At 70.9% G+C, this 22,860-nt stretch carries 23 protein-coding genes; 11 read left to right on the top strand and 12 right to left on the bottom strand.

Features of this window, described 5'->3' with window-relative positions; translation table 11 throughout:
- Positions 1-35: 35 nt before the first annotated feature.
- Complete coding sequence (locus tag GAS53_RS41400) at positions 36-737, top strand: ATP-dependent Clp protease proteolytic subunit (RefSeq protein WP_404829401.1); 702 nt, start codon at positions 36-38, stop codon at positions 735-737.
- Position 738: 1 nt separating this feature from the next.
- Positions 739-1,344 (top strand): ClpP family protease, encoded by a 606-nt coding sequence (locus tag GAS53_RS41405; RefSeq protein WP_151482926.1) that lies wholly within the window; start codon positions 739-741, stop codon positions 1,342-1,344.
- Positions 1,345-1,372: 28 nt separating this feature from the next.
- On the opposite strand, the gene GAS53_RS41410 is transcribed toward GAS53_RS41405, so the two are convergent.
- From GAS53_RS41410 to GAS53_RS41420, 3 genes are all read right to left on the bottom strand, one after another.
- Entirely contained in the window at positions 1,373-1,789 is a 417-nt protein-coding gene (locus GAS53_RS41410) for a helix-turn-helix domain-containing protein (RefSeq protein ID WP_151482927.1), read from the bottom strand.
- Positions 1,790-1,915: 126 nt separating this feature from the next.
- The gene (locus tag GAS53_RS41415; protein ID WP_151482928.1) at positions 1,916-2,920 is read right to left on the bottom strand and encodes a cation diffusion facilitator family transporter; all 1,005 of its coding nucleotides are present in this window, start codon (positions 2,918-2,920) and stop codon (positions 1,916-1,918) included.
- Between the two features lie 127 nt (positions 2,921-3,047).
- Positions 3,048-4,538, bottom strand: coding sequence for a CAP domain-containing protein (locus GAS53_RS41420; RefSeq protein ID WP_151482929.1), 1,491 nt, complete (start codon positions 4,536-4,538; stop codon positions 3,048-3,050).
- A 281-nt stretch (positions 4,539-4,819) separates the two neighbouring features.
- Between GAS53_RS41420 and GAS53_RS41425 the strand changes: the two genes are divergently transcribed.
- A complete protein-coding gene (locus GAS53_RS41425; protein WP_151482930.1) occupies positions 4,820-5,803 on the top strand; it encodes an aldo/keto reductase in 984 nt (327 codons plus the stop codon).
- Between the two features lie 135 nt (positions 5,804-5,938).
- Here the strand turns inward: GAS53_RS41425 and GAS53_RS41430 are convergent, their stop codons facing one another.
- The gene (locus GAS53_RS41430; protein WP_404829402.1) at positions 5,939-7,123 is read right to left on the bottom strand and encodes an MFS transporter; all 1,185 of its coding nucleotides are present in this window, start codon (positions 7,121-7,123) and stop codon (positions 5,939-5,941) included.
- 35 nt (positions 7,124-7,158) lie between these two features.
- Positions 7,159-7,329 carry a hypothetical protein gene (locus GAS53_RS58570; RefSeq protein WP_404829403.1) on the bottom strand — a complete coding sequence of 57 codons (171 nt, stop codon included), beginning with the start codon at positions 7,327-7,329 and terminating at the stop codon, positions 7,159-7,161.
- A gap of 64 nt (positions 7,330-7,393) precedes the next feature.
- Between GAS53_RS58570 and GAS53_RS41435 the strand changes: the two genes are divergently transcribed.
- The gene (locus GAS53_RS41435) at positions 7,394-7,771 is read left to right on the top strand and encodes a MerR family transcriptional regulator (protein ID WP_151482931.1); all 378 of its coding nucleotides are present in this window, start codon (positions 7,394-7,396) and stop codon (positions 7,769-7,771) included.
- Positions 7,772-7,797: 26 nt separating this feature from the next.
- On the opposite strand, the gene GAS53_RS41440 is transcribed toward GAS53_RS41435, so the two are convergent.
- Positions 7,798-8,544: an MBL fold metallo-hydrolase gene (locus tag GAS53_RS41440; RefSeq protein WP_151482932.1), complete on the bottom strand. Its 747-nt coding sequence runs from the start codon at positions 8,542-8,544 to the stop codon at positions 7,798-7,800.
- A gap of 69 nt (positions 8,545-8,613) precedes the next feature.
- Positions 8,614-8,889 (bottom strand): YkvA family protein, encoded by a 276-nt coding sequence (locus GAS53_RS41445; RefSeq protein WP_151482933.1) that lies wholly within the window; start codon positions 8,887-8,889, stop codon positions 8,614-8,616.
- Positions 8,890-9,115: 226 nt separating this feature from the next.
- Here GAS53_RS41445 and GAS53_RS41450 point away from each other — a divergent pair, with 226 nt between their 5' ends.
- Positions 9,116-12,307 (top strand): amidohydrolase family protein, encoded by a 3,192-nt coding sequence (locus GAS53_RS41450; RefSeq protein ID WP_151482934.1) that lies wholly within the window; start codon positions 9,116-9,118, stop codon positions 12,305-12,307.
- A 57-nt stretch (positions 12,308-12,364) separates the two neighbouring features.
- Here the strand turns inward: GAS53_RS41450 and melC2 are convergent, their stop codons facing one another.
- Positions 12,365-13,189, bottom strand: coding sequence for a tyrosinase MelC2 (gene melC2 / locus GAS53_RS41455; protein ID WP_151482935.1), 825 nt, complete (start codon positions 13,187-13,189; stop codon positions 12,365-12,367).
- Positions 13,190-13,216: 27 nt separating this feature from the next.
- Positions 13,217-13,573 (bottom strand): apotyrosinase chaperone MelC1, encoded by a 357-nt coding sequence (gene melC1, locus GAS53_RS41460; protein WP_151482936.1) that lies wholly within the window; start codon positions 13,571-13,573, stop codon positions 13,217-13,219.
- Positions 13,574-13,913: 340 nt separating this feature from the next.
- Here melC1 and GAS53_RS41465 point away from each other — a divergent pair, with 340 nt between their 5' ends.
- The gene (locus tag GAS53_RS41465) at positions 13,914-14,732 is read left to right on the top strand and encodes an aminoglycoside adenylyltransferase family protein (protein WP_225859405.1); all 819 of its coding nucleotides are present in this window, start codon (positions 13,914-13,916) and stop codon (positions 14,730-14,732) included.
- Between the two features lie 557 nt (positions 14,733-15,289).
- Positions 15,290-16,387, top strand: coding sequence for a multiple monosaccharide ABC transporter substrate-binding protein (chvE, locus tag GAS53_RS41470; RefSeq protein ID WP_192583500.1), 1,098 nt, complete (start codon positions 15,290-15,292; stop codon positions 16,385-16,387).
- A gap of 74 nt (positions 16,388-16,461) precedes the next feature.
- Here the strand turns inward: chvE and GAS53_RS41475 are convergent, their stop codons facing one another.
- Complete coding sequence (locus tag GAS53_RS41475; protein WP_151482939.1) at positions 16,462-17,127, bottom strand: Tat pathway signal sequence domain protein; 666 nt, start codon at positions 17,125-17,127, stop codon at positions 16,462-16,464.
- Positions 17,128-17,886: 759 nt separating this feature from the next.
- Here GAS53_RS41475 and GAS53_RS41480 point away from each other — a divergent pair.
- From GAS53_RS41480 to GAS53_RS41495, 4 genes are all read left to right on the top strand, one after another.
- Entirely contained in the window at positions 17,887-18,579 is a 693-nt protein-coding gene (locus GAS53_RS41480; protein ID WP_151482940.1) for a DUF6230 family protein, read from the top strand.
- A complete protein-coding gene (locus tag GAS53_RS41485) occupies positions 18,579-18,977 on the top strand; it encodes a DUF6114 domain-containing protein (protein WP_151482941.1) in 399 nt (132 codons plus the stop codon). Before GAS53_RS41480 ends, GAS53_RS41485 begins: the two co-directional genes overlap by 1 nt.
- A 721-nt stretch (positions 18,978-19,698) precedes the next feature.
- Complete coding sequence (locus GAS53_RS55560; RefSeq protein ID WP_192583501.1) at positions 19,699-20,196, top strand: hypothetical protein; 498 nt, start codon at positions 19,699-19,701, stop codon at positions 20,194-20,196.
- 292 nt (positions 20,197-20,488) lie between these two features.
- Positions 20,489-21,028: a hypothetical protein gene (locus GAS53_RS41495; RefSeq protein WP_151482943.1), complete on the top strand. Its 540-nt coding sequence runs from the start codon at positions 20,489-20,491 to the stop codon at positions 21,026-21,028.
- A gap of 183 nt (positions 21,029-21,211) precedes the next feature.
- Here the strand turns inward: GAS53_RS41495 and GAS53_RS41500 are convergent, their stop codons facing one another.
- Positions 21,212-21,838 carry an alpha-ketoglutarate-dependent dioxygenase AlkB gene (locus GAS53_RS41500; protein WP_151482944.1) on the bottom strand — a complete coding sequence of 209 codons (627 nt, stop codon included), beginning with the start codon at positions 21,836-21,838 and terminating at the stop codon, positions 21,212-21,214.
- 60 nt (positions 21,839-21,898) lie between these two features.
- On the bottom strand, positions 21,899-22,735 hold the full coding sequence (locus GAS53_RS41505) for an EamA family transporter (RefSeq protein ID WP_151482945.1): 837 nt from the start codon (positions 22,733-22,735) through the stop codon (positions 21,899-21,901).
- Positions 22,736-22,860: the final 125 nt, after the last annotated feature.

A 22,860-nucleotide genomic window follows, 5' to 3' on the forward strand; every position in this document is an offset into this window, starting at 1 on the left:
CGGCGACCCGGGCCGCGCCACCACAAGGAGGAGCGATGGCACCATTCAGCACCGGACCCGGCACGGGACTCGGGATGGGTCCCGGTACCCGAATCGACCCCGGCCGGGCCCTGGCCCTGGCACCCCGGGCCGAGGAGGGGGACACTCCTCCGTCACGGTTCGACGACCACCTGGCCGCCCAACTCCTCAACCAGCGCATCGTGTTCCTCGGCACCCAGGTCGACGAGGTCTCCGCGAACCGCGTCTGCGCCCAGCTGCTCGTGCTGTCCGCGGAGGACCCGCGCACCGACATCGGCCTCTACATCAACAGCCCGGGCGGATCCGTGACGGCGGGCCTGGCGATCTACGACACGATGCGGCTGATCCCGAACGACGTCGCGACCCTCGTCATGGGCTTCGCCGCGAGCATGGGCCAGTTCCTGCTCACCGTCGGGACGCCCGGCAAGCGCTTCGCGCTGCCGAACGCGCGGATCATGATGCACCAGCCGTCGGGCGGCATCGGCGGCAGCACCGCCGACATCGCGATCCAGGCGGAGAACCTCGAGTTCATCAAGAAGACCGTCGAGAGGATCACCGCCGAACACACCGGCCAGACCGAGGAGACGATCGCCCGCGACGGCGACCGCGACCGCTGGTTCACGGCCGACCAGGCACGGGAGTACGGCATGGTCGACCGCGTCGTCGAGGCGCTCGACGACGTCCGCCCGGCCACCTCGAAGCGACGGATGGGACTCTGACATGGGCCAGTACACGATCCCGAACGTCGTCGAGCGCACCCCGCAGGGTGAGCGCTCGTACGACATCTACAGCCGGCTGCTGTCCGAGCGGATCATCTTCCTCGGCACCGAGATCGACGACGGCGTGGCCAACGTCGTCATCGCCCAACTGCTCCACCTGGAGTCGTCCGCTCCTGAGCGGGAGATCGCGATCTACATCAACTCGCCCGGCGGCTCGTTCACTTCGCTGATGGGGATCTACGACACGATGAGCTTCGTCAGCGCGCCCATCTCGACGTTCTGTGTCGGACAGGCCGCCTCGACGGCGGCGGTACTCCTGGCCGGGGGAGACCCGGGACGGCGGTTCGTGCTGGAGCACGCCCGGGTGCTGCTCGGCCAGCCCGCGAGCGGCGGCGCGCGGGGCACGGCCGCCGACCTCAGCATCCAGGCGAAGGAGATGCTTCGCATCCGTTCCCAGGTCGAGGAGGTGCTGTCCCTGCACACCCATCACTCCGTGGAGACTCTGCGCGCCGACATGGACCGCGACAAAGTGTTCACCGCGCAGGAGGCCGTGGCGTACGGGCTCGCCGACGAGGTGCTGAGCCGACGGCTCGTGCCCGTCCCGTAGGCGCTGCCGGCCGTGTGAGGGAGGCCGCTCAGGCGACGAGGCGCAGGCGCACCTCGCCCAGATGCGACTGCGCCTGTGTGGGCCGGGGTGCCGTGCCGGCCCTGAGCGGGCGGGCCGGCTGGACGAGTCGGCTGTGGACCTGGACCAGCAGATCGGCGAGGCCGAGGCCGAGCGCGTGCGCGGCGGCCGCGAGGACCTCGGACGAGGCCTCCTTGCGGCCGCGTTCCAGCTCGGAGAGGTACGGCATCGAGATCCGGGCCGCGTCGGCGACGTCCTTGAGCGTACGTTCCTGAGCGAGCCGCTCGCGCCGCAGAACGTCACCCACGACGTTCCGCCACAGCGGCTCCTTGGGGGTCGGTTCGGCGGGCCCGGTTGGCTCGGCGGGCTTCGCCGGCACCGGTCGCAGGGGAATGACGCGGGCTTGGTTCGGCGCGTGGCTGCTCACCTCTCCACCCTATGAAGACCGGCACACTTCAGGGAGGCCATCGCGTTCTGCCCTCGGCGAATCATCGGGGCTCGCGCCTGTGCTGCTCCCTCCTCGTGGCGCCGACGGCGCCGGCCGGTCCTCCGGTCAGTGGGCGTGCGGCTCGTCGCGATGCACCGGACCGTGCGCGGCCTCGCAGTGCGAGCTGTCGTCGGCGTCGCCGGTCCGTACTTCCAGGACCTCCGCCGGGGCGTGGTCGACCTGCAGGGTGGTGTGACTGATCTCGTAGTCGCACTGCAGGATCTTCTCCAGGTCCCTGCGCACCGTATGGCAGTCCGCGACGGGCTCGACCAGGACATGTGCGGACAGCGCGGGCTGCCCCGACGTGATGGTCCACACGTGCAGGTCGTGCACCTCGGAGACCGACGTGTGCGCGACCAACCGGTCCCCGATGCCGTCCGGGTCGAGGTGCGCGGGCGCCGCCTCCAGGAAGATCCGCCCCGACTCCCGTACGAGCCCGTAACCCGCCTTGAACATGAGGACCACCACGACCAGCGTGGCGATGGCGTCGGCCCGCGCGAACCCGGTCAGCAGCACCACGAGACCGGCGATCGCGGTGCCGATGAACGCGAACAGGTCGTTGAGAATGTGCTGGTAGGCACCCTCGACGTTGAGCGAGGTGCGGTTGGCCTTCGAGATGCACCAGGCCGCCGCTATGTTCACCACGATCCCGGCCAGGGCCGTGCCGAACACCAGCCCGCCCTCCACGTCGGGCGGATCGACCAGCCGCCGCACCGCCTCGTACGCCAGCCAGGCGCCGAGCAGCAGCAGCGTGAGCCCGTTCGCCTGCGCGGAGAGAATCTCGGCCCGCTTCAGTCCGTAGGTGAAACCGCCGCGGGCAGGACGCTCGGCCAGCCGCATCGCGATCAGCGCCAGCACGATGGACACGGCGTCGGTGAGCATGTGCGCCGCGTCGGAGATCAGCGCGAGCGACCGGGCGAGGACACCGATGACGACCTCGGCCGCCATGAACGAGGTGATCAGTGTCAGCGCGATCGCGAGCCAGCGGCGGTCCGCGCCCGCGGCCACACCGTGCGAGTGCCCCGCGTGCCCGCCCGACCCGTGGTCATGGTCGTGGTGCGCGCTGGTCATGTGTGTCCCCCTCGGTCCGGTGTCCGACCCCCGCAGTGAAGCGCACCTCGCGGAGATCGGCAAAGGCTGCACCGGTGACCGTTGTCATCATCGTTAACAGGCCCTTGACCTGCGCCGATGGTTCAGGTCAGGCGCCGAAGAGCTGTGTCCAGTATGTGCCCGCCGCGCCGCCGCCCGCGAAGCCGACGCCTATATGGGTGAAGGCCGGTTTGAGGATGTTGGCTCGGTGGCCGGGGCTGTCCATCCAGCCGCGTACGACCTCGGCGGCGGAACGCTGGCCGCAGGCGATGTTCTCGCCGATGGTGCGGCGGGTGCTGCCCGCGGCGGCTGCCCGGTGCCAGGGCTCGCTCCCGTCGGGGGAGGTGTGGGAGTAGAACGCGCGGGCGACCATGTCCGCGCTGTGGGCCTGCGCAGCACTGGTGAGCAGTTGGTCTCCGGCCAGCGGCGGCAGACCCGCCGCAGCCCGCTCGGCGTTCGTGAGCGCGACGACCTCGGCAGCGGTCTGCGCCAGCCCCGCGGGGGTGAGCGGCCGGGCCCATACCGCTGTCCAGTAGAGAGTCCCGGAACGGCCGTCGGGCACGTACGCCACACCGGCCTCGGTGAACGCCGGGTCGTGGATCGTACGCCGGGACTGCTCGCCCGACAGGCAGTACTCCACGAACTCCGCCGCGTCGCGCGGGCCGGAGACGAGGTGCTCGCCGACCGTGAGATACGCGTATCCGCCCGCTATGACGCGCTGGTACACCGACAGGCCGTCCGTGCCCTCGGAACCCAGGCGGCCCTGCGCGGCCATGCCCGCCGCGTGCGTCCGCGCGGCGGCGGTGAGCCGGGCGTCCAGCGACACGGGCGGGGAACCGGCGGCGGCGCGGGCGGAGTTCACCAGGCCGAGGAAGCCGTCGGGGGCGTCGGCGGCGGAGGCGGTACGAGGGATTCCGGCGGATGAGATACGAGCGCTCGGTGCCGGTGCCGGTGCCGGTGCCGGCGCGGGGCGGGGGCTACCCGTCGGTGTGCGACCGGCACCGCGGAGCCGGTCGAGCCCGGCACGCGCGGCGCTCAGGGCCGTCGCGACACCGGCACCCCTGGAGCCTCCGGCCGGGGAGCCGCCCGGAACCGCGGCCCCGCCCGCCCCCGCGTCGGCGTCCTCGCTCACCTCGACGCCGAAGTCCCGCGCTATCCCCGCCAGCCCGTCCGCGTACCCCTGGCCCAGCGCGCGCAGCTTCCACGTGGTTCCACGGCGGTAGATCTCGGCGAGCAGCAGCACGGTCTCCTGCCGGGGGCGCGGCGGGGTGAACCGGGCGAGGACACGGCCGCCCGGGCCGGTCACGTGCAGGGTCGGCGCGGGCAGCCCGCCCAGCGGAGTGCCGGGCTCGGCGGGGCTGACGACGACGGTGACGCGGCTCGCCCCGGCGCGCAGCCCGAGCGGATCGACGGTGAGCGTCTCGCCGTGCAGCCGCGCACCGGGCGCGACCGGCTGGTTGTAGAACACGAAGTCGCCGTCACCGCGCACCTTGCCGCTGTCGTCGGTGATGAGCGCCGACACGTCGAACGGGCCGGGCACCTGGAGGGTCAGGGTGCCGCCGGGCAGGGGCAGATTGCCCCCGGGAACCAACTCGCTCATCGTGCCGCCTGTCGGGGTGCCGGGTCACAGTGCGCGCCCCGAGGGGCGTTGCCCGGACAACGTCCCACCGGGGCGCGCGGGTTCCTGACACTCCACGCGGTCAGCGGCGGGCGATCCCTGGAGCGATGTCCTCATGCGGTCCTCGTGCCCCCTCCGCGGGCACCGCACCGCGTGCCACCGCGCCCGTCGCCGGTGTCGGACCCCCGCGGCCGTCGCCTGAACGCACCACCACACGGGGGCGCCGTCCGCGGGAGCACAGGCCGGGTGCCAGACTGACCCCCATGGACGAGCGCGTATTCGGCAGGTCAGGACAGCAGGCATCGGTCGTGGGACTCGGCACATGGCAACTCGGTGCCGACTGGGGCGACGTGGACGACAAGGAAGCCCTGGCGGTCCTGGAGGCCGCCGCCGAGTCGGGAGTGACGTTCTTCGACACGGCCGACGTGTACGGGGACGGGCGCAGCGAGGAGACCATCGCCACGTTCCTGCGGGGACGGCCCGACCTCCATGTGCTGGTCGCGACCAAGATGGGCCGCCGCGTCGACCAGGTCCCGGAGAACTACGTACTCGACAACTTCCGTGCCTGGAACGACCGTTCGCGGCGCAACCTCGGTGTCGACCGCCTCGACCTGGCGCAGCTGCACTGCCCGCCGACCTCCGTGTACTCGTCGGACGAGGTGTTCGACGCCCTCGACACCCTGGTCGAGGAGGAGCGGATCGCCGCGTACGGCGTGAGTGTCGAGACCTGCGACGAGGCCTTGACCGCGATCGCCCGTCCGGGCGTGGCCAGTGTCCAGATCATCTTCAACCCGTTCCGCATGAAGCCCCTCCAGCGGGTCCTGCCCGCGGCGCAGGAGGCCGGTGTCGGCATCATTGCCCGCGTGCCTCTCGCGTCCGGGCTGCTTTCCGGCAAGTACACGAAGGACACGGTCTTCGCGGAGAACGACCACCGGACGTTCAACCGGCACGGCGAGGCCTTCGACCAGGGCGAGACCTTCTCCGGCGTCGACTTCGCCACCGGCGTCGAGGCGGCCGCCGAGTTCTCCGCGCTCGCCCCGGAAGGCTGCACCCCGGCCCAGTTGGCGCTGGCCTGGATCATCCAGCAGCCGGGCGTGACCTCGGTGATCCCCGGCGCCCGTTCGCCCGAGCAGGCCCGCGCGAACGCGGCCGCCGGGAAGCTGCCGCCGCTGTCCGAGGAGACCCTCACGGCGATCTCCGACCTGTACGAGCGGCGAATCAAGGAGCAGGTGGAAGGCCGCTGGTGACGGTGATCCGCGAGTAGTGCGGGCCGCCTGAGCGCCCAGTTCCCCGCACCCCTGAGGGGCACGTCCGACGGGCCCCGTAAGGGGCGCGGGGAACTGCGCGACAAGCCACGAACGGCCCGCAGCCTCCCCGCGACCTCAGCGACTACCGTTCGCCCCCGGCAGGGGCCCGGCAGGGAACCCGTGCGTGCGGGCCCCGACCACCACGACCAGCACCGGAACCAGCAGCACCAGCACACTCCACGGGAACGAGCCGGTGCCGAGGAGGCCCAGGAGGACGCCCCCGGCCACTCCGCCGCCGGCCATCGCCGCGTTCCACAAGGTGACGAGCATGGCCTGTGCGGCGTCCGCCGAGTCCCCGCCCGCGTCGGCAACGGCCGTCTGCAGCAGGGTCGGGGCACCTCCCCAGCCGAGCCCCCACAGCGCCACGGCGACGTGGACGAGCGCGGGGCTGTCGGCCAGTACGGCCAGGAGAGCGGCCGCCACGGCGACCAGGAGCGTGCTCGCGAGCGTCAGGGCACGCAGGCGGCGGTCGATGTGAGCGCCCACGAACCAGATGCTCACCAGCGACGCGGCGCCGAACACCAGCAGCACGAGATCCGTCGAGCCGCCCATGCCGAGCCGGTCCAGGAACGTGGCGATGTACGTGTAGAGGATCGTGTGGGCCAGCACGAAGACCAGGGTGACGAACAGGACCGGGGCGACGCCCGGGACCGTCAGGGCCCGCAGCATCGGCACCCGGCCCTCCCGACGCCGGCCCGGCTGGTCCGGAACGATCCAGGCGATCCAGGCGATCAGGGCGACGGCGAGCACGGTCACGAGGCTGAACGTCACCCGCCAGCCGAGCGTCTCGCCCAGAAAGGTCCCCGCGGGCACGCCAAGGGACAGCGCGACCGGAATGCCGGTCATCACGATCGCGATGGCCTTGCCCTGCAGGCGAACGGGTGCCAGGCGGCGGGCGTATCCGGCGAGCAGCGCCCAGGCCAGACCCGCGGCCACCCCGGCGACGAACCGGGCCGCCATGGTCAGGGCGTAGCTCGCGGAGACCGCGGTCACCGTGTTGGCGGCGGCGAAGCCTGCCATCGCGGTCAGCAGCAGCCGCTTGCGCCGCCATCCCGCGGTGGCCGCGGACAGGGGGATCGCGGTGAGCGCGGTCCCGACCGCGTAGATGGTCACCGACTGCCCATCGCGGACTCGCCGACCCCTAGGGTCCTTCTGACGGATCTCCGCGGCGTCGCGACGCCCAGCACGCACTCTCGCCGCACCGCGCGAAAGCCCAAGTAACACCGCTACGAGGGCTTCCGCGCGGCACGCCGAGAGCACGCACCGGACGCCGCTCCTTCTCCCACGGAGATCCGTCAGAAGGACCCTAGGCCGGCGCTCATCGCGGGCAGCACGCCGGCGGGCAGCGTCTCGGTGAGGCTGGTGATGAAGACGGCGGTGGCCAGTGCCAGGAGTGCGGCGAGAGGGAGCTCGCGGCTGTCAACTCCCGTAGGAGAATCGGGTGGTTCTGTGGTGTGGGTGCTCATGCCGCGTATGCTCGAACCCTCACATTGATGTGAAGGTCAAACGGCGAAATGCGAGGTGGGTCGCATGCGGATCGGAGAGCTGTCGGAGCGCACCGGCACACCCCCGCGACTGCTGCGCTACTACGAGGAACAGGGCCTGATCACCCCCGAGCGCTGTGCGAACGGCTACCGCTCCTACGACGAACGTCTCGTGGACCGCGTCCAGCAGATCCGAGGGCTGCTCGACGCGGGGCTGCCGACCCGGATCATCAAGCAGATCCTGCCCTGCCTCGACAAGTCCAGCACCATCCACTTCCCGGACCCGACCCCGGAGATGCTGGCCACGCTGGAGCTCGAACTCGACCGTATGACCCGGCGCATCGACTGCCTCGCCCGCAACCGTGACGCGATCGCCGCGTACCTCGACGTGGTACGCGGCGATCGTCGGCCTGCCCGGAACTGACCGGGCCCGTCGAGGAGTTGGCCAGGTCAGGCCGCGCGCTCCCGGGCCCGCTGGGCCGCCTCACGCACGGAACCGCGGTGCACGGGCCCGTGGCCGGGCAGCAGGACGTCGCCGGAGAGTGCCTCGAAGACGTCCAGCGAGGCCAGCGCGCCGCCTCGGTCGTGGTCGAACATGACGGGCAGCAGCTGCGGGCCCGTCACCCGCGAGGTGGGGTGTCCGCTGACCAGCCCGTCGCCCGAAATCACGGCGCCCACATCCGGCAGGTGGAAGGCGCAGTGCCCCGCCGTGTGGCCGGGGGTGTGTACGGGAACGGGGCGGCCGGGCAGGTCGAGAGGGCCCTCGCCGGGAAACGGCTGCGGCTTGGTGACCGGGACGTGGGCGGTGCCGCCGGACCGCAGCGTGTGCACGGCCCACGGCACCACGCCCGGCCGCCAGGCGTTCCGCAGAACCTTCCCGACGGTCACCTGGTGCAGGAAGTCCCGGCGCGCGTGCGGGACTTCGGCCTCATGGGCGAAGACCGGCGTGCCGTACGTACGGCTGAGGTACTCGGCCGAGCCGATGTGGTCGTTGTGGGCGTGCGTGATGAGCACGGCCGTGACCGCCCCGGGCGAGCTGCCCACGGCCGACAGGGAAGCGAGGACCTGCTCGCGGTCTCCGGGATAGCCGGTGTCCACGAGCGTGACGGCGTTGCCCTCGGTGAGGATCACCCAGTTGGTGTTGCTGCCGTGCACCACATGGATGCCGTCGGCGACCTGTTGGATATCTGCCTGCATGATCGTCCCGAACTGGAGGTCCCTACATTCCCTGCCTGACAGACACAGCCAAGCAGACCCGCGGCCGCCTCAGCGCAGCGGGTCGGCCGAAGCGCGCATCGACCTCAGGGCCAGCAGCAGTACGGCGATGTCGTCGAAGTAGGCCGGGTCCGGCAGCAGATCGGCCGGCAGGACGACATAGGCGACGGCTCCCCAGAACACCCAGCGCGGACCGGTGGGCAGCCCGGCCCGGCGGAGGTCGCGCCGGGTACGGACCAGTCGGACCAGGAGTACGACCGCCACCGTGAGGGCCGCTGCCAGCACGGCCGCGACGACGAGAACCAGAATCCACGCGTTGGTGTCCATGAGTCCTTCCCCGGCTCGCCCAGTGCTCCTGTTCGCATGCCCAGGTTCGCCCCGCCCTCACCGTCCGGCAGGTCCGACACGCGGCGCGGTACGCCGGAATGCCGCCCGCCGCACAGAACGCGGACCCGGTACGCGAAGGGAGGGTGACGCCTCGTCAACGGTGGGCCCGTTTGGCGAGAATGGCGCTGTTGCTCACGCGCCGGAAGATACGCGAGCGTGCTGAGTCATGGACCGTGACCGGAGCAACGCCGCCCTCTCCCTCCCTCTCTCCCGTCGTCAACTCCTCGCGGCCGCGGGCGCCGCCGGCGCCGTCACCGCCATGGGTGTCGTCCCCGCCGCCGCGCTGCCGCGCACCGGACTCTCGCTGTCCTTCACCGCGGCCACCAACGGCTCGGCGACCCTCGCTCCCGGCAGGGACCGGCTGATCGCCGAGATCCAGAGCGTGCTGTGGTCGCTCCCGCGCACCGGTGGCCAGGCCGTCCCCCTCACCCCGGCGGGCCTGGAACCGAACCGGCCCGTGTACGCCCCGGACGGCAAACTCATCGCTTTCTGCGCGTACCAGGGCGGCGGCTTCCACGTCTGGACGATGCGGCCCGACGGCTCGGACGTACGGCAGCGCACCGACGGGCCCTGGGACGACCGCGGCCCGGCCTGGTCGCCCGACGGCGGCCGTATCGCCTTCGCCTCCGAGCGCGGCGGCGATCCGGTGACCGGCAGCCCGTACCGCATCCATGTACTGGACCTGCGCACAGGCGGCCTGACCCGCGTGACGGGTCTGCCTGGCCAGGAGGGCCCGTTGCAGGACGGGGCGTGGGAGGACTTCGACCCCACCTGGTCGCCGGACGGGAAGCGGATCCTGTTCGTCCGGGCGAAGGGCGTCACCACGGCCACCGGCCCCGGCCTCGAGGCCCGGACCGTCGCCGCCGTCCCCGCCGAGGGCACGGGGCCCGTCGTCGTGGAACACACCGAGACCGCGGCCGCGCAGGTCATGACCCCCGCGCTCGCGGCGGACGGGCGACGCCTGGCGTATCTGCGGACCACCGCGGCACCCAACGGCTCCTGCACGCTCGTCGTCGACGGCGAACCCGTCGCGGTCGCCGGGGACATCGCGCCCGTGCCGCCCCGCTGGACGCCGAAGGGCGAGCTGCTGCTCACCGTGGACGGCCACTTCACCCTCGTACGACCGGAGAAACCGACCGAGGCGGACGCGATCCCCTTCGGGGGTGAGCTGCCCGTGGACCGGCCGCGCTACAAGGTCAAGGAGTACGACCTGGGGGAGGCGGGGCGGGCGCGGCCGGTGCGGGGGATTCATCTGCCCGCGCTGTCGCCCGACGGGCGGCGGATCGCCTACGCGGCGCTCAACTCGCTGTGGCTGGGGGACAGTTCGGGCGGCAGGACACCGGAGCGGCTGCGTCGGTCGGCGGCCACCGGCTATCTGCTCGGGCCTTCGTGGGCGCGCGACGGACAGTCGCTGCTTTATGCGGACGACCGTGACGGACTGCTCGGCGTGTACCGGCGAGATCTGGCCACCGGCGAGGAGACCGCGCTGGCGACCGGCGGGCGGGTACATCCGGCGCTCTCGCCCGACGGGACACGGCTCGCCTGTCTCGACATGACCGGCCGGCTCGTCGTCCGTGACCTCGCGGCCGGTACGGAACGGGTGCTCGCGAACCCGCTCGGCGCGGGCGGTCTGCCCGGCCGGCCGAGCTGGTCGCCCGACGGCCGCCACCTCGCGCTCTGCGACCGCAACCGCCTCAACCTCCGCTTCCGGGAGGGCTACAACCTCATCCGGGTCGTCGACACCACCACCGGCACGGACCGGCTGCATGCCGTCGCGCCCCATGTCTCGCTCGCCGACCGGTACGACTCGGGACCCGTCTGGTCGCCCGACGGACGCTGGATGGCGGTGATCGTCGAGTCCGCGCTCTGCCTGCTGCCCGTCGCACCCGACGGCACCCCGCGCGGCGCCCTGCGTATCCTCACCACCGAACCGGCCGACCACCCCTCCTGGTCCGGCGACTCCAAGACGCTGCTGTACCTGTCCGGCGCGCGGCTGCGCCTGATCGACGTCGACGGCGGGCCGTCCCGTACCGTCCGCGTCCCGCTCGACCAGCGCAGACCCGTACCCGCCGACACGGTGGTGCACGCCGGCCGACTCTGGGACGGCACCGGCGAGTCCGTACGGGAGGACGTCGACATCGTCGTACGCGGCGGCCGCGTCACCGCCGTCGAACCGCACCGACGGCGCGGGGCACTGCGCCGGATCGACGCCTCCGAGCGGACCGTCGTGCCCGGACTGTGGGACACGCACACCCACCCGTGGCAGGTCACCTACGGCGGCCGCCAGACCGTCGGCCAGCTCACCTACGGCATCACGACCGCCGTGTCCCTCGGCGGGTTCGCCTACGAACAGGCCCGGATCCGTGAGGCGGTGACGGCGGGTCAGCTCGCCGGGCCCAGGCTGCTGACCACCGGCGAACTGCTCGACGGCTCCCGAGTCGCGTACAGCATGGGGCGTGCCCACCGCACCAGGGACGGTCTGCGGCGCTCGCTGGAGCGGGGCGCGGCGTTGGACTGGGACTTCGTCAAGACGTATGTCCGAGCGCCGAGTTGGGTGATGGAGGAGGCGGCGCGGTTCGGTCACGAGCGGCTCGGGGTGCGCTCGGGCAGCCACCTGCTCTCGCCGGGCGTCCAACTGGGGCAGGATCTGACGACCCATCTGCAGGCCACCCAGCGCGCCGAGTTCGGGCACGCGGTGACCGCGTCGGGGCGTGCCTACGAGGATCTGCTGGAGATCTACACCGCGCGAGGCGTCAACTTCGGCCTCATCTCGACACCGTTCACCTCCGCGCCGCTCCTCGGTGCGGATCCGGGGCTCGCCGACGACCCCCGGGTCACCGCGGTGATGCCGCCCTGGGACGCCGCACTGGTCCAGCAGGGCGCGGGCGTGCCGCCGACCGAGGCCCAGCTCGCCACACTGCGCACGGAGACCGATATCTACCGGCGGATCCTGGCCGCGGGCGGCCTCGTCGCCCTCGGCACGGACCAGCCGCTCGTGCCCGTCGGCCTCTCCCTCCACCTCGGCCTGCGCGCGCTGCACCGGGGCGGTCTGTCCCCGGTGGCGGCCCTGCGCACCGTGACCGTGCTGCCCGCCCGGCTCTTCGGCGTCGACGACGACCTCGGCACCGTCGAACCGGGCAGGCTCGCCGACCTGACCGTCGTGGACGGCGACCCCTTCACGGACTTCGACACGCTCGTACGGACGGTCTCCGTGCTCCGGGGCGGGGTGCCCCACACGACGGACGACCTCGTGGCCGCGTACGAGCCCGCCTCGCGTCACACGGCGGCGGGCGCGGACGACTGGCTGGACGTGGGGCGGCTGATGCGCCGGGACGGGTGCTGCGACCCGGGCGTCTGACACGCCGCTCCCGGCGCCCTCGGACCGCGACGGGCCCCGGAACCGGAGCTCGACCGGTCAGGCCGCGTCGAAGGTGTAGTGCGGCGTGTGGTCCAGCAGATCGGCGGGCGTGGAGTCGTTCCACGGCTTCATGCTCTCGTCGCGGTCGACGACGTCCGGGGTGCCCGCCACCGGCAGATAGCCGGAGTCCGGGTGCCGGCGCTGCCACTCGGCCCACAGCTTGTCTATGAAGGCGTGGTGGAGCCAGAAGACCGGGTCGTTCGGGGAGACACCCGTGGCCATCTGACCGCCCACCCACACGTGGACACGGTTGTGGAGGTTGACGCCCCGCCATCCTTCGAGGTGGTTGCGGAAACCGTCGGCCGCGCTGTTCCAAGGCGCCATGTCGTAGGTGGACAGGGCGAGTACGGACTCGACCTCGGCGGGGGTGGGCAGCCGGCGCCCATTGCCGCCGAGCGAGCGGCGCAGGTACGGGCGCGTGTCGACGCGTACGGCCAGGGGCCAGTTACCGGTCGACGCGGCGAACGGCCCGTCCGTCACCTGCCCGTCGACGGCGCGGCCCGTGCCGCCGAGGAAGTCCGGCGCCCACAGGGCGGCGCGCGTGGTGCGGTCGACGCTCCAGTCCCAGTACGGCAGCGCGACGGAGGCGTCCACGGACTGCAGCGCCCGCTCGAACTCGAGCAGGAATCTGCGGTGCCAGGGAAGGAACGACGGCGAACGGTGGCCGACCCGTTCGCCGTTGTCGATGTCGGTGAGGATGAACGCGTTGTGGGTTGTGACGAAGGCGTCGTACCGGCCGTCGCGCTTCAGCTCGAGGAGCGTGGCGACGAACCGGCGCTTCTCGTCCGCGGTCAGGTCCGCCTGGTTCTTGCGTACGGTCATTGCGGGTGAACTCCGGGTCTGCGGGGGTCAGTTGAACGGGACGAGGGGAGCGCCTTGCAACTCCTCCACGGCGGCACGGGCCGCCGCGCGCGGGCTCGGCACCGGGTCGTAGTGGCTCACGACGCTGATCCAGGTGCCGTCGGCGTTGCGCATCACGTGCAGCTCGACGTCGTCGACGAACACCGCGTAACCGGTGCCGTGATGGTGGCCGCCGGTCGGCCGGCCCTGTATCCGGCGGCCCTTGTAGACCTCGTCGAAGGCGGCGGGTCCGTCGCTGTGGGCCGCGGCGGAGGTCGGCGAGGGGGCGACGAGAGGGAGGGTGCCGGCGGTGACGGCCAGACCGGCCGCGCCCCGCAGGGCGCGGCGGCGAGTGGGATTCGGCATACGGAGACGTCCTCATGCTCGGTCCGGCGAGCACACGTTGACGCATATGCCGCCGGAAAAGGATCAATTGACGTTTCGTATGCCTATCGGGCTCTTGGGGGAGCGGGGAAGTCGTAGCCGCCTGGTTGGCCGTCATCCGGACAATTGGTCACATGTCGTACAAGGTTGAACGAGGGTGATCTTGCTGTGCCGGGGTTCGTGGAAGCCCGCAATGCGGAACTTCGAAGCCCGGCGAGGCTCCCGGCGAGACGATCTTGCGGGTTCCTCCGCATCCCGTGGTGTCGCTCACGCCAGGAAACTGACGTGAATGCCCACCATCGGTCCGCCTACGATCCGTACCGTGACCGACCATCCGCCCCAGACCGGAAAGGTCCTCCACCTGGTGCACGAGGCGCTCGGCGCGGAAGTCGTCGGGGTGTACCTTCACGGCTCCGCCGTCCTCGGCGGCCTGCGGCCGAGCAGCGATCTCGACGTGCTCGTCGTCGCACGGCGACGCACGACGGGCCAGGAGCGACGAGCTCTGGTCCACGGGTTGCTCGGGGTTTCCGGCGACCGCGCCCGGAACGGAGGGCCGGTCCGCCCCGTCGAACTGACCGTCGTCGCCCAGGGCGACGTCCGCCCCTGGCGGTACCCGCCGCGCTGCGAGTTCCTCTACGGCGAGTGGCTGCGCGACGAGTTCGAGCGGGGAGGGACGCCTGCCCCGGCGCTCATGCCCGATCTCGCACCACTGATCACGATGGCGCTCCTCGGCAACGCCCCGCTGTACGGTCCGCCGCCCGCGGAAGTCCTCGATCCCGTGCCGCACGAGGACCTCCGGCGCGCGATCGTCGCCGGGGTCCCGGACCTGCTGGCCGACCTCGAATCGGACACCCGCAACGTCCTGCTGACCCTCGCCCGTATCTGGACGACCCTCGCGACCGGGGTCATCACCTCCAAGGACGCGGCGGCCGCCTGGGTGCTCGGCCGTCTCCCGGACCGGCACCGGTCCGTACTGGCCGAGGCGCGGTCCCTCTATCTGGGGGATGCCGCGAACCTCGCACATCCCTCGGGGCCCGGAGATCTTGGAAACGAGTCATGGGACGGCTCGATGCCGGAGGTCCGCGAACACGTCGACCATGTTGTCCGCGCGATCGATCAGCTAGCTGCCCGGGGCGGGTAGTTGGAACCGGATCGTCCAGAAAGCGCACCGGTCCGAGCACCGGCCTGCTCCGGACGATCGTGCGCCGTCGCAACTAATGTGACGAAAGAGGGCCACAGCGGCCCTACGTCGGGATACGCTGCCCGGCGCACCCCACGTTCGAGGCCGCGCACGTGGGGGCCGGTGACCCCGGTCTCATCGTGTGCGGGTTCAACGGAGCCCCAACGCGAGAGACATACCGTCCGGTCTGACGCTCCATCCCTCACCGCGACCCGGTGAGACCAGCCGATCCCGGAAGGCTCCGTGTGTCCGGGCCCCGGTCAACCTTGGCGTCCGGCACCGGTTGCGTACGCGCAGTGCGAGCCTTCCGGTACGGCGTCTCGAATCCTGTCACGGCAGCCTCGGCATCACCTCGGCGCCGATCAGTACGCACAACGGACTCCGCCCCCGGAACCGTGCGCTGCGGACGTCTCCATCACGGCCTGCCGGTCCGGCCGGGTGCGGACGACGGCCGTCGGCTGCCCGGCGCACAGGTGGCCGCCGAGTTCCACCGACTGCCTGTCACCCAGTGAGGAACGATGAGCATGCGCGCCCGCGCCACCGTAGTTGCGGCCATATCCACGGTCCTGTCCCTCTCACTCACCGCATGTGGTGAGGACTCCGACGCCGGCAGCGGCGGCGAGGCCGCGTCCGTCGGCATCGCCATGCCCACCAAGACGTCGCAGCGGTGGATCGACGACGGTCGCAACATGGTCAGCGAGCTCAAGGGGTTCGGCTACACCACCACCCTGAAGTACGCCGACAACGATCCGGATGCCCAGGTCGCGCAGGTGGAAGCCATGATCGACGACGGTGTGGACGCCCTGGTCATCGCGTCGATCGACGGGCGCGCGTTCAAGGACGTTCTGCGCAAGGCCGGGGACGCCCACATTCCCGTGATCTCGTACGACCGGCTGATCCTGGGCACCCCGGACGTCGACTACTACGCCACCTTCGACAACGTGAAGGTCGGCTCGCAGCAGGCCGACTACCTCGTGGAGGGGCTGGGGCTCGTCAACGGCAGCCGCAAGGGCCCGTTCACCGTCGAGCTCTTCGCGGGTTCCCCCGACGACAACAACACACGCTTCTTCTACGAGGCCGCCATGGAGGTCCTGGAACCGTACATCCAGAACGGCGACCTGATCGTCAGATCAGGGGAGACCGAGCTCGACGAGATCACCACCCTGCGCTGGGACGGCCCCACGGCCGAGAAGCGCATGAACAAGCTGCTCGACTCGGACTACACCGAGGAGAACATCGACGCGGTCCTCTCGCCGTACGACGGAATGTCCATCGGCATCATCAATGCGCTGAAGAAGCACGGCTACGGTACTGAGGGCAAGCCGCTGCCCATCGTCACGGGACAGGACGCCGAGGTGCCCTCGATCAAGTCGATCATCGCCGGTGAGCAGTCCCAGACCGTCTACAAGGACACCCGTGAGCTGGCGCTGGTCACCGCGTACATGGTCAACTCCGTGGTCCACGACAAGAAGCCGGTGCTCAACGACAGGGCTACGTACGACAACGGCGAGAAGGTCGTCCCCGCGTACCTCCTCGACCCGGTCAGCGTCGACAAGGGCAACTACGAGTCGGTGCTCATCGACTCGGGCTACATCAAGAAGAGTGACCTGAAGTAGGCCGTGAACGCGTGCGGGGCGGGAAGAAACCTTCCCGCCCCGCACGCGTTCGTGTGGACCGCTGTCGGCCGACGTCAGTTGACGAAGACCGCCGGGCTGCCGTCCTGGGTCGTGTCCACGACCGGGGCGTACTTGGCCGTGAAGTAGCCGTTGCTGAAGCACAGCGACGAACCGGAGAACTTCGTGAACTGCTGGTTGGTGAACGCGATGCTGTTGTCGGCGTTGTCGGCCGTGCCGGACAGACTGGGCGCCCGGTAGACACAGTTGATGCTGCCGAGGAGCGTGCGCAGTACGACGGTCGTCTGGATGGACGAGCCGTCGGCCGGGGTGATGGTGACCGTACCGTCGGAGGTCACGGCCGTGGTGTAGGGCAGGTTGTCGACGGTGATGCGGGTGACACCGAGTACGCCGACGACGTTGCTGGTGCAACTGGCGCTGTCGAAGGTGTGGTTGGTGACGGATTCGGTGGCCGTGCCGGGCGCGGCCGGGTTGTCGATGACCTCGGCGACGAAGGTCGACGACGTGCAGGAGATGCCGCTCGTTCCGGTGCTGCTGGAGTAGAGCGTGGCGCTGGTGCCGCCGGCCAGCGAGGCGCTGAGCACGTCACCGGGCGCGACGGCGGTTCCGCCGGCGCCGCCGGTGGTCAGGACCGTACCGTCGGCCGCGGAGGCCGGGCCGGCCGCAGAGAGGGCGAGAGCCGTGACGGCCGCGCCCAGGGCAAGGGAAGTCCGAGTACGCATGCGGGTGCCTCATTCCGAGAGTGGGGGTGCGAGGGGAAGGGCCGCCGCCGGCCCGTCGCGCCTTCTCCGTACGCGACGGGCCGACGGTGACTGCCGGGAGATTGGCCGGAGGCGTCGAGGGACGGCCTCCGGCACGGGACCGGCGGTAGGGCGACCGGGCGCGGCCCCGGAGGGGGAGGAAGCGACCGTGCCGGTGCCATGGAGGAGCGGATGCGGTTCGCACGTGCGGTCGGCCGGCCGGGTGACGGGTCTGACGACCACATGACCGGCCTGCCGACCGTGTGACGGGACGGAGCCCGGGAGTCGACGTGCGCCGCGGGACGGATCCGGCGCCACGGATCCGTGCGTAACCAGGGAGAGTTGTAAACCTGAGGGGTGTTCAACGTCAAGGTGTGGAAAGGAAGTTGACGTTGAATCAGGGGCCGGGGTGGACTGCCCGCGCTTCGCGCGGCCCGTGTCCCAGGCTGCGGGCAAGGGATCTCCGTCGCTGCACGGGAGGGCCCTTTACGGCCGTACGGAGTGGGCCCCCCGAAGAGCCCCTCCACGGGTCGGTCACATCTCCAACTCTCTTTTTCCACAAGGTGCTTGACCCTCGTTGTTTACCGGGGGTAACTTCCGTCGCGGCTACTGCTGCGTAACGAGAAAGCCCTTGCACTCGCCGGGAGGTGTGGGGGAGGTGTGCGCCGCATTCGCTGTCCGCGCCAGGACAACGTGCCGCTGAAGCCCTACCCGCACTGACCATGCCCCCTGGGAGCAGAAATGGCCTCGTCCTCGGACGCCACCTCGTCCGCCGGTTCCACCCCCGACCCCTCCGAGCCGTCGGAAAGCGGTTCCACGCCTGAAACCTCCGAAGTCCCCGAGAGACGTGGGCGGGTCCGTCTGCGCCGCGCCGCGGTGATGGCGGTTCCTGCCACCGCGCTCGCCGCGGGCCTCATGATCCTCACCGCCCAGGGGGCCCTGGGCGTGCAGTTCGCGATCTCCGGAATGCCGTTCACGGTCACCGCGACGGAACTCAACGGTGAGGGCTTCGCACAGTTCGGCGGCCTTGACCACATGGCCGAGGGCAGCCCCAACGAGGGTGACACCGGAGGCCAGGTCCTGGTGGTGGTCTCCGCGATCAAGAAGGCGACCCTCACCAAGCTCTGTCAGAGCGTCGACCTCGGCGGCACGAACCTGCTCATCAGGGCCGGGGAGGGGAAGGAGAAGGTGTCCGCGGTCAACCTCACCACCGACTCCACCGAGCTGTCGGGCGACGCGGCCTTCGACAACATCGAGATCGGCAACGACGCCAGCACGCTCGACAAGTCCCATGCGCAGGGCCCGAAGGGCGTCTTCAGCCAGCAGGCCGACACCGTCCACATCGCCAACCTGCGGCAGACGAACTACGCCACCACGGCGGCGGTGTTCAAGCTTCCCGGTCTGAAGCTGAGCTTCAGCGACAAGGGCTGCTGATGGTCGCCTTCCGGCGATGGCGCGCGGCGCGTCCGTTCTGGGGCGGGCTGCTGCTCGCCCTGGGCGGGGCGGAGATCCTCCTCACGGAGAAGGCGTCGCTGAAGGTCGTCATGCACATCGGTATGCAGGGCCTGGCCGGCTATCTCCTGCCGGCCGTGATGCTGATCTGCGGACTGCTGATCCTCTTCAACCCCGCCCAACGCCTCTTCTACTCGATCTGCGGCGTCCTGCTCTCCCTGGGCACCTGGCTCACCTCGAACCTGGGCGGATTCCTCGTCGGACTCCTCCTCGGCGTCGTCGGCAGCTGCCTCACCTTCGGCTGGCTGCCGGACCAGGAACCGCGGCAGAGCCGTCTGCGGTGGCGTCGCGGTCGGCAGACGTCGGCTCAGCATCCGTAGCGGGCGAGAAGCCGTGTCGGACCCGGTGATCTGTGACGTTCCGTAACGGACGGGCTTGTAGGGTGCCGGAGCTCGGAGCGTCAGGACGCGCCGACCGCCGTGGAGCGATAGACGGGAAGGGCGACGGACCGGGTCCGCCAAGTGACCACAGGCGGCGAGGGAGCCGCTGGTGACCGCCCCATCCAGGTTGCCGGCCCTCCAGACTCATGGTGGTCAGGACTCGTGACCTCCGCACAGCAATTCGCCGCGATCGCCGGCCACACCCCACCTGTGCGGCACGACCAGTAGCCCCAGGGAGTTGTTTATCGACAGCTCCCTGGGCCGGGATCAACGGCGGGACACCACCGACGCACCCCTCGACAGCGCCGCCACCCCACCCAGGGCGCGGGGCTGTATCAATGTGCGGCTCCTCCACCGCTCTCGGCTTCGCTCGAGCGGGGACCCCCATCGTGGGCGCGACCAGCCACATACAACCCGCATCCGACAATGAACCCATCATCATCGGGAGGGGTCCCCGTAGGGACGGCCTACCGTGCTCGTCGACGTCGACGTCGACGACGGAGGTGGGTGACGGTGAGCTTCTCGGAGGCGGTCAAGCGCGGCCTGACGCAGACCTGCTCCTCGGAGGGCCGGGCCTTCCGAGCCGAGTACTGGTGGTTCAGCCTCTTCAGCATCATCCGCCGGCCACGAAGGGGGATTGGTGCGAAGTGAGGGGATGGACATGCCTGCACGAGTGAAGCGCGTCGCGGCGATGGTGGTCGTGGGCGTACTGGCCGTCGGCGGTTGTTCGTCGGACAAGGACACGGACACATCCGAGGCCAAGCCGTCACCCAGCGCCTCCAAGCCCTCCAAGCCCTCCAAGCCCTCCAAGGCCTCGAAGCCCTCCAAGTCCGCTGAGCCCGGGTCCCCGAGCCCGTCCCCGAGCCGCCCGCTGCCCAAGGCCAAGGACGGCAAGGACACCGGAGCCTGCAAGGACGGGAACTGCGAAATCCTTGTCACCGAGCCGGTGGACGTCGTGATCGGCGACGGGTATCTGCACGTGAGCGTGGAGGTATCCACAGTCACCCTCATGCGCTTCGATTCCTCGGATTTCCTGGGCTTTGTGAGCTTCGGCGACGGCGGGGAAGCCACGTTCTCCACAGCGGGCGGCAAGGAGACCACCGTCGACGCCACCGCGGTCGACAAGGATGGCGCCGTACTGAAGTTCAGTACGAAGTAGCTCCGCAGGGGGGAGAAGGAGGCTGAAGTTTCCCTTGGACGGGACACCAAGAGTTTCTCGTTCACTCCCCGCGCGGACAGGGTCAGGGCCAGGGGGAACCTCACCTCAGCTCCTGCGCCATGACCGGGACGGGCGGAGGGGAACGCGGAGGTGCATCCCGATCTCCCACAGCTCCGTGTCCAGGTTCTGAGCCGATCCAGCCGACGCTGCGATCACGGCTGCGGAATGTCTTTGCATCGGAGTGACGGGCGCGGGGGACCCCTCCCGGGGACCGGTGCGTAGAAACGGTCCCATGACCACATCGGAAACATCGGCCCGCCGCCGTACGGTCAGGCTGTCTGCGGCGCGCGGTGCGGCGGGGACAGCCTGCGTCCTCCTGGCCGTCGCCGCCGCGCTGACCGGCTGCGGCTCCGACTCGGGCGACGACGCGGGGGCGCCCGCGCGAGCCACACCGTCGCGTACGGTCGAACCGTCGCCCGCCTCGCCCACGCCCACGAAGCCCTCCTCGTCGCCGTCGCCGACCGCGGTGAAGCCGATGACGCCGTCGACGCCGGCCGAGCTGCGGGCGTGTGCAGACGGAAGCTGCACGGTCGTCGTGACGAAGGGCACCGAGATCCCGCGCGCCGCGAGCCTTCGGGCGGGACCGTTCAGGGTGAGCGCCGTCGGTGTCGAGGGCGTGGACCTGAGTTCGGTCGACCCGAGCGGATTCACCTCCAACCTGCTCGGGCAGCGCCCCGACCAGGGTGGGCCCTCCACCGTCAACGAGCTGTCGATCGCCGTCGTCGCCATCGTCGGGGACACCGCGAAGCTGCGGCTCTTCCCGGCGAAATAGGGCGGGTGTCGTTTCGGCCGCCGCCGAAACGTCCTGGGCCCATGAGCGCCAATCGGCTCGCCTTGCGTGAGCCTTATCCCGGTCGCAACGGCCAGTCAGTTGGCCGGGGATGGCGGGCAGACCGGATACGACACCCGGGACTCCTCACTCCTCGCGGTCAATGCACGCCGTAGCCCCTCGCGGTCACTGCACGCCGTGCGGCCGGAACTGGATGCTGATTCGGGGGCCCGCCGCCCGCGTGCTCTTGGGGATCGCGTGCTCCCAGGTGCGCTGGCAGGAGCCGCCCATCACGATCAGGTCGCCGTGCCCGAGCGGCCGGCGCACCGAGGATCCGCCGCGCCGGGGCCGCAGGAGCAGGTCGCGCGGCGCGCCCACGGACACGATGGCGACCATCGTGTCCTCGTGCGCGCCCCGGCCGATCCGGTCCCCGTGCCAGGCCACACTGTCCCGGCCGTCCCGGTAGTAGCAGAGCCCCGCCGTGGTGAACGGTTCGCCGAGCTCGTCGGCGTAGTGGGAGGAAAGGGCGTCCCGGGCCTCGTCCAGGACGGGGTGCGGAAGGGGGTCGTCGGCGCGGTAGAACGCCAGCAGCCGTGGTACGGCCACCGTGTGCTCGTACATCTGCCGCCGCTCGGCCCGCCAGGGAACTTCGGTGGCGAGGCGCGTGAAAAGGGCATCGGCCCCGTGCAGCCACCCCGGCAGTAGATCGATCCACGCCCCGTCGCCGAGCACGGTCCGGCGCAGCCCCGTGAGCGCACCGAGGCGGACGTCGTCGCTCTGGTCGAACAGTGAACCCTGGAGGTGCGTGGACATGCTTCCAGGCTACCCGCATATTCGAATGCATGTGCTATCCAAGTGGGTGGTCAGGGCATCTCACCCCAACGTCAGCAGGACGACGGCACCGGCCGCGCTCAGCAGCCCGGCCACCTGCCGAGGACTGACCCTCTCGCCCAGCAGCGCAAGCCCCAGGACCGTCGGAATCGCCGGGTACAGCGAGGCCAGGACGACGGCGAGGGCCAGCATCTGCTGCTGGGCCGCCCAGAGATAGAGCGCGAGGCCGAGCGCCGCGCCCGCCCCGATCACGAGCGCCTGGGCCAGCGGACGCGCCGGCTGCCGGAACTGCGTGCGGTGCCGCCAGGCGCTGGGCAGGAGCAGGACGACGGCGGCCACTCGCCCCGCGGCCACGGGCCACACCCCGCTCCCGGGAGCGGCCTGCGCCAGCCCGATGTACTGCACCGCCACGCCCGAACTGGCGAGCAGACCGTCCACGGTCGCCCGCGCGGTACCCGCGCCGCGGCGAGCACCCCCGCCGGACACGCACCACAGCGCGGGCACCGTCACGCCGATGCCCAGCCAGGCCAGGGGAGTGGGCCGGTCGCCCAGAAAGCACACGCCGCACAGCACGGACAGCGCCACCCCGGTGACGGCACTCACCGGCACCACGACGCTCATGGCCCCCCGGCTCAGACCACGGTTGAGGAAGTGCATGGCCACACCGCTGCCGACCCCGGACAGCGCTCCCCACAGCACATCGGCGGACCGCACCGCCTCCGCGGGCACCAGCAGTGCCATCGCGAGCGCGAGCAGCAGCCCGCCGACCTGCCCGAGAAACGTGACCACCGCGAAGTGCATCCTGCGGGACAGCAGGCCACCGGCGAAGTCGACGACGCCGTAACAGGCCGCCGAGGCCAGCGCGAGAAGAGCACCCATCCGCGCCGGGTGCCCGGGCGGGGGTACGCCGATGCCGCGCTAGTGTCCTGCGCCAGTAGTTGATCGTTAGTAGTTGCGTGACTTCTGCTGCTGGTGCGTCAGTTCCTCGTCGGGGCCCGAAGCTT

The organism is Streptomyces albicerus (assembly GCF_008905045.1).
Taxonomy (GTDB): Bacteria; Actinomycetota; Actinomycetes; order Streptomycetales; family Streptomycetaceae; genus Streptomyces; species Streptomyces albicerus.

Coding starts and splice junctions, on each gene's coding strand:
- GAS53_RS41480 (WP_151482940.1), top strand. CDS start 17,887: ATGGCCTCGTCCTCGGACGCCACCTCGTCCGCCGGTTCCACCCCCGAC.
- GAS53_RS41435 (WP_151482931.1), top strand. CDS start 7,394: ATGCGGATCGGAGAGCTGTCGGAGCGCACCGGCACACCCCCGCGACTG.
- GAS53_RS41420 (WP_151482929.1), bottom strand. CDS start 4,538: ATGAGCGAGTTGGTTCCCGGGGGCAATCTGCCCCTGCCCGGCGGCACC.
- GAS53_RS41415 (WP_151482928.1), bottom strand. CDS start 2,920: ATGACCAGCGCGCACCACGACCATGACCACGGGTCGGGCGGGCACGCG.
- GAS53_RS41440 (WP_151482932.1), bottom strand. CDS start 8,544: ATGCAGGCAGATATCCAACAGGTCGCCGACGGCATCCATGTGGTGCAC.
- GAS53_RS41505 (WP_151482945.1), bottom strand. CDS start 22,735: ATGGGTGCTCTTCTCGCGCTGGCCTCGGCGGCCTGTTACGGCGTCGTC.
- GAS53_RS41495 (WP_151482943.1), top strand. CDS start 20,489: ATGACCACATCGGAAACATCGGCCCGCCGCCGTACGGTCAGGCTGTCT.
- chvE (WP_192583500.1), top strand. CDS start 15,290: ATGAGCATGCGCGCCCGCGCCACCGTAGTTGCGGCCATATCCACGGTC.
- melC1 (WP_151482936.1), bottom strand. CDS start 13,573: ATGCCGAATCCCACTCGCCGCCGCGCCCTGCGGGGCGCGGCCGGTCTG.
- GAS53_RS41445 (WP_151482933.1), bottom strand. CDS start 8,889: ATGGACACCAACGCGTGGATTCTGGTTCTCGTCGTCGCGGCCGTGCTG.
- GAS53_RS41475 (WP_151482939.1), bottom strand. CDS start 17,127: ATGCGTACTCGGACTTCCCTTGCCCTGGGCGCGGCCGTCACGGCTCTC.
- GAS53_RS41405 (WP_151482926.1), top strand. CDS start 739: ATGGGCCAGTACACGATCCCGAACGTCGTCGAGCGCACCCCGCAGGGT.
- melC2 (WP_151482935.1), bottom strand. CDS start 13,189: ATGACCGTACGCAAGAACCAGGCGGACCTGACCGCGGACGAGAAGCGC.
- GAS53_RS41425 (WP_151482930.1), top strand. CDS start 4,820: ATGGACGAGCGCGTATTCGGCAGGTCAGGACAGCAGGCATCGGTCGTG.
- GAS53_RS41500 (WP_151482944.1), bottom strand. CDS start 21,838: ATGTCCACGCACCTCCAGGGTTCACTGTTCGACCAGAGCGACGACGTC.
- GAS53_RS41450 (WP_151482934.1), top strand. CDS start 9,116: ATGGACCGTGACCGGAGCAACGCCGCCCTCTCCCTCCCTCTCTCCCGT.
- GAS53_RS41485 (WP_151482941.1), top strand. CDS start 18,579: ATGGTCGCCTTCCGGCGATGGCGCGCGGCGCGTCCGTTCTGGGGCGGG.
- GAS53_RS55560 (WP_192583501.1), top strand. CDS start 19,699: ATGCCTGCACGAGTGAAGCGCGTCGCGGCGATGGTGGTCGTGGGCGTA.
- GAS53_RS58570 (WP_404829403.1), bottom strand. CDS start 7,329: ATGAGCACCCACACCACAGAACCACCCGATTCTCCTACGGGAGTTGAC.
- GAS53_RS41400 (WP_404829401.1), top strand. CDS start 36: ATGGCACCATTCAGCACCGGACCCGGCACGGGACTCGGGATGGGTCCC.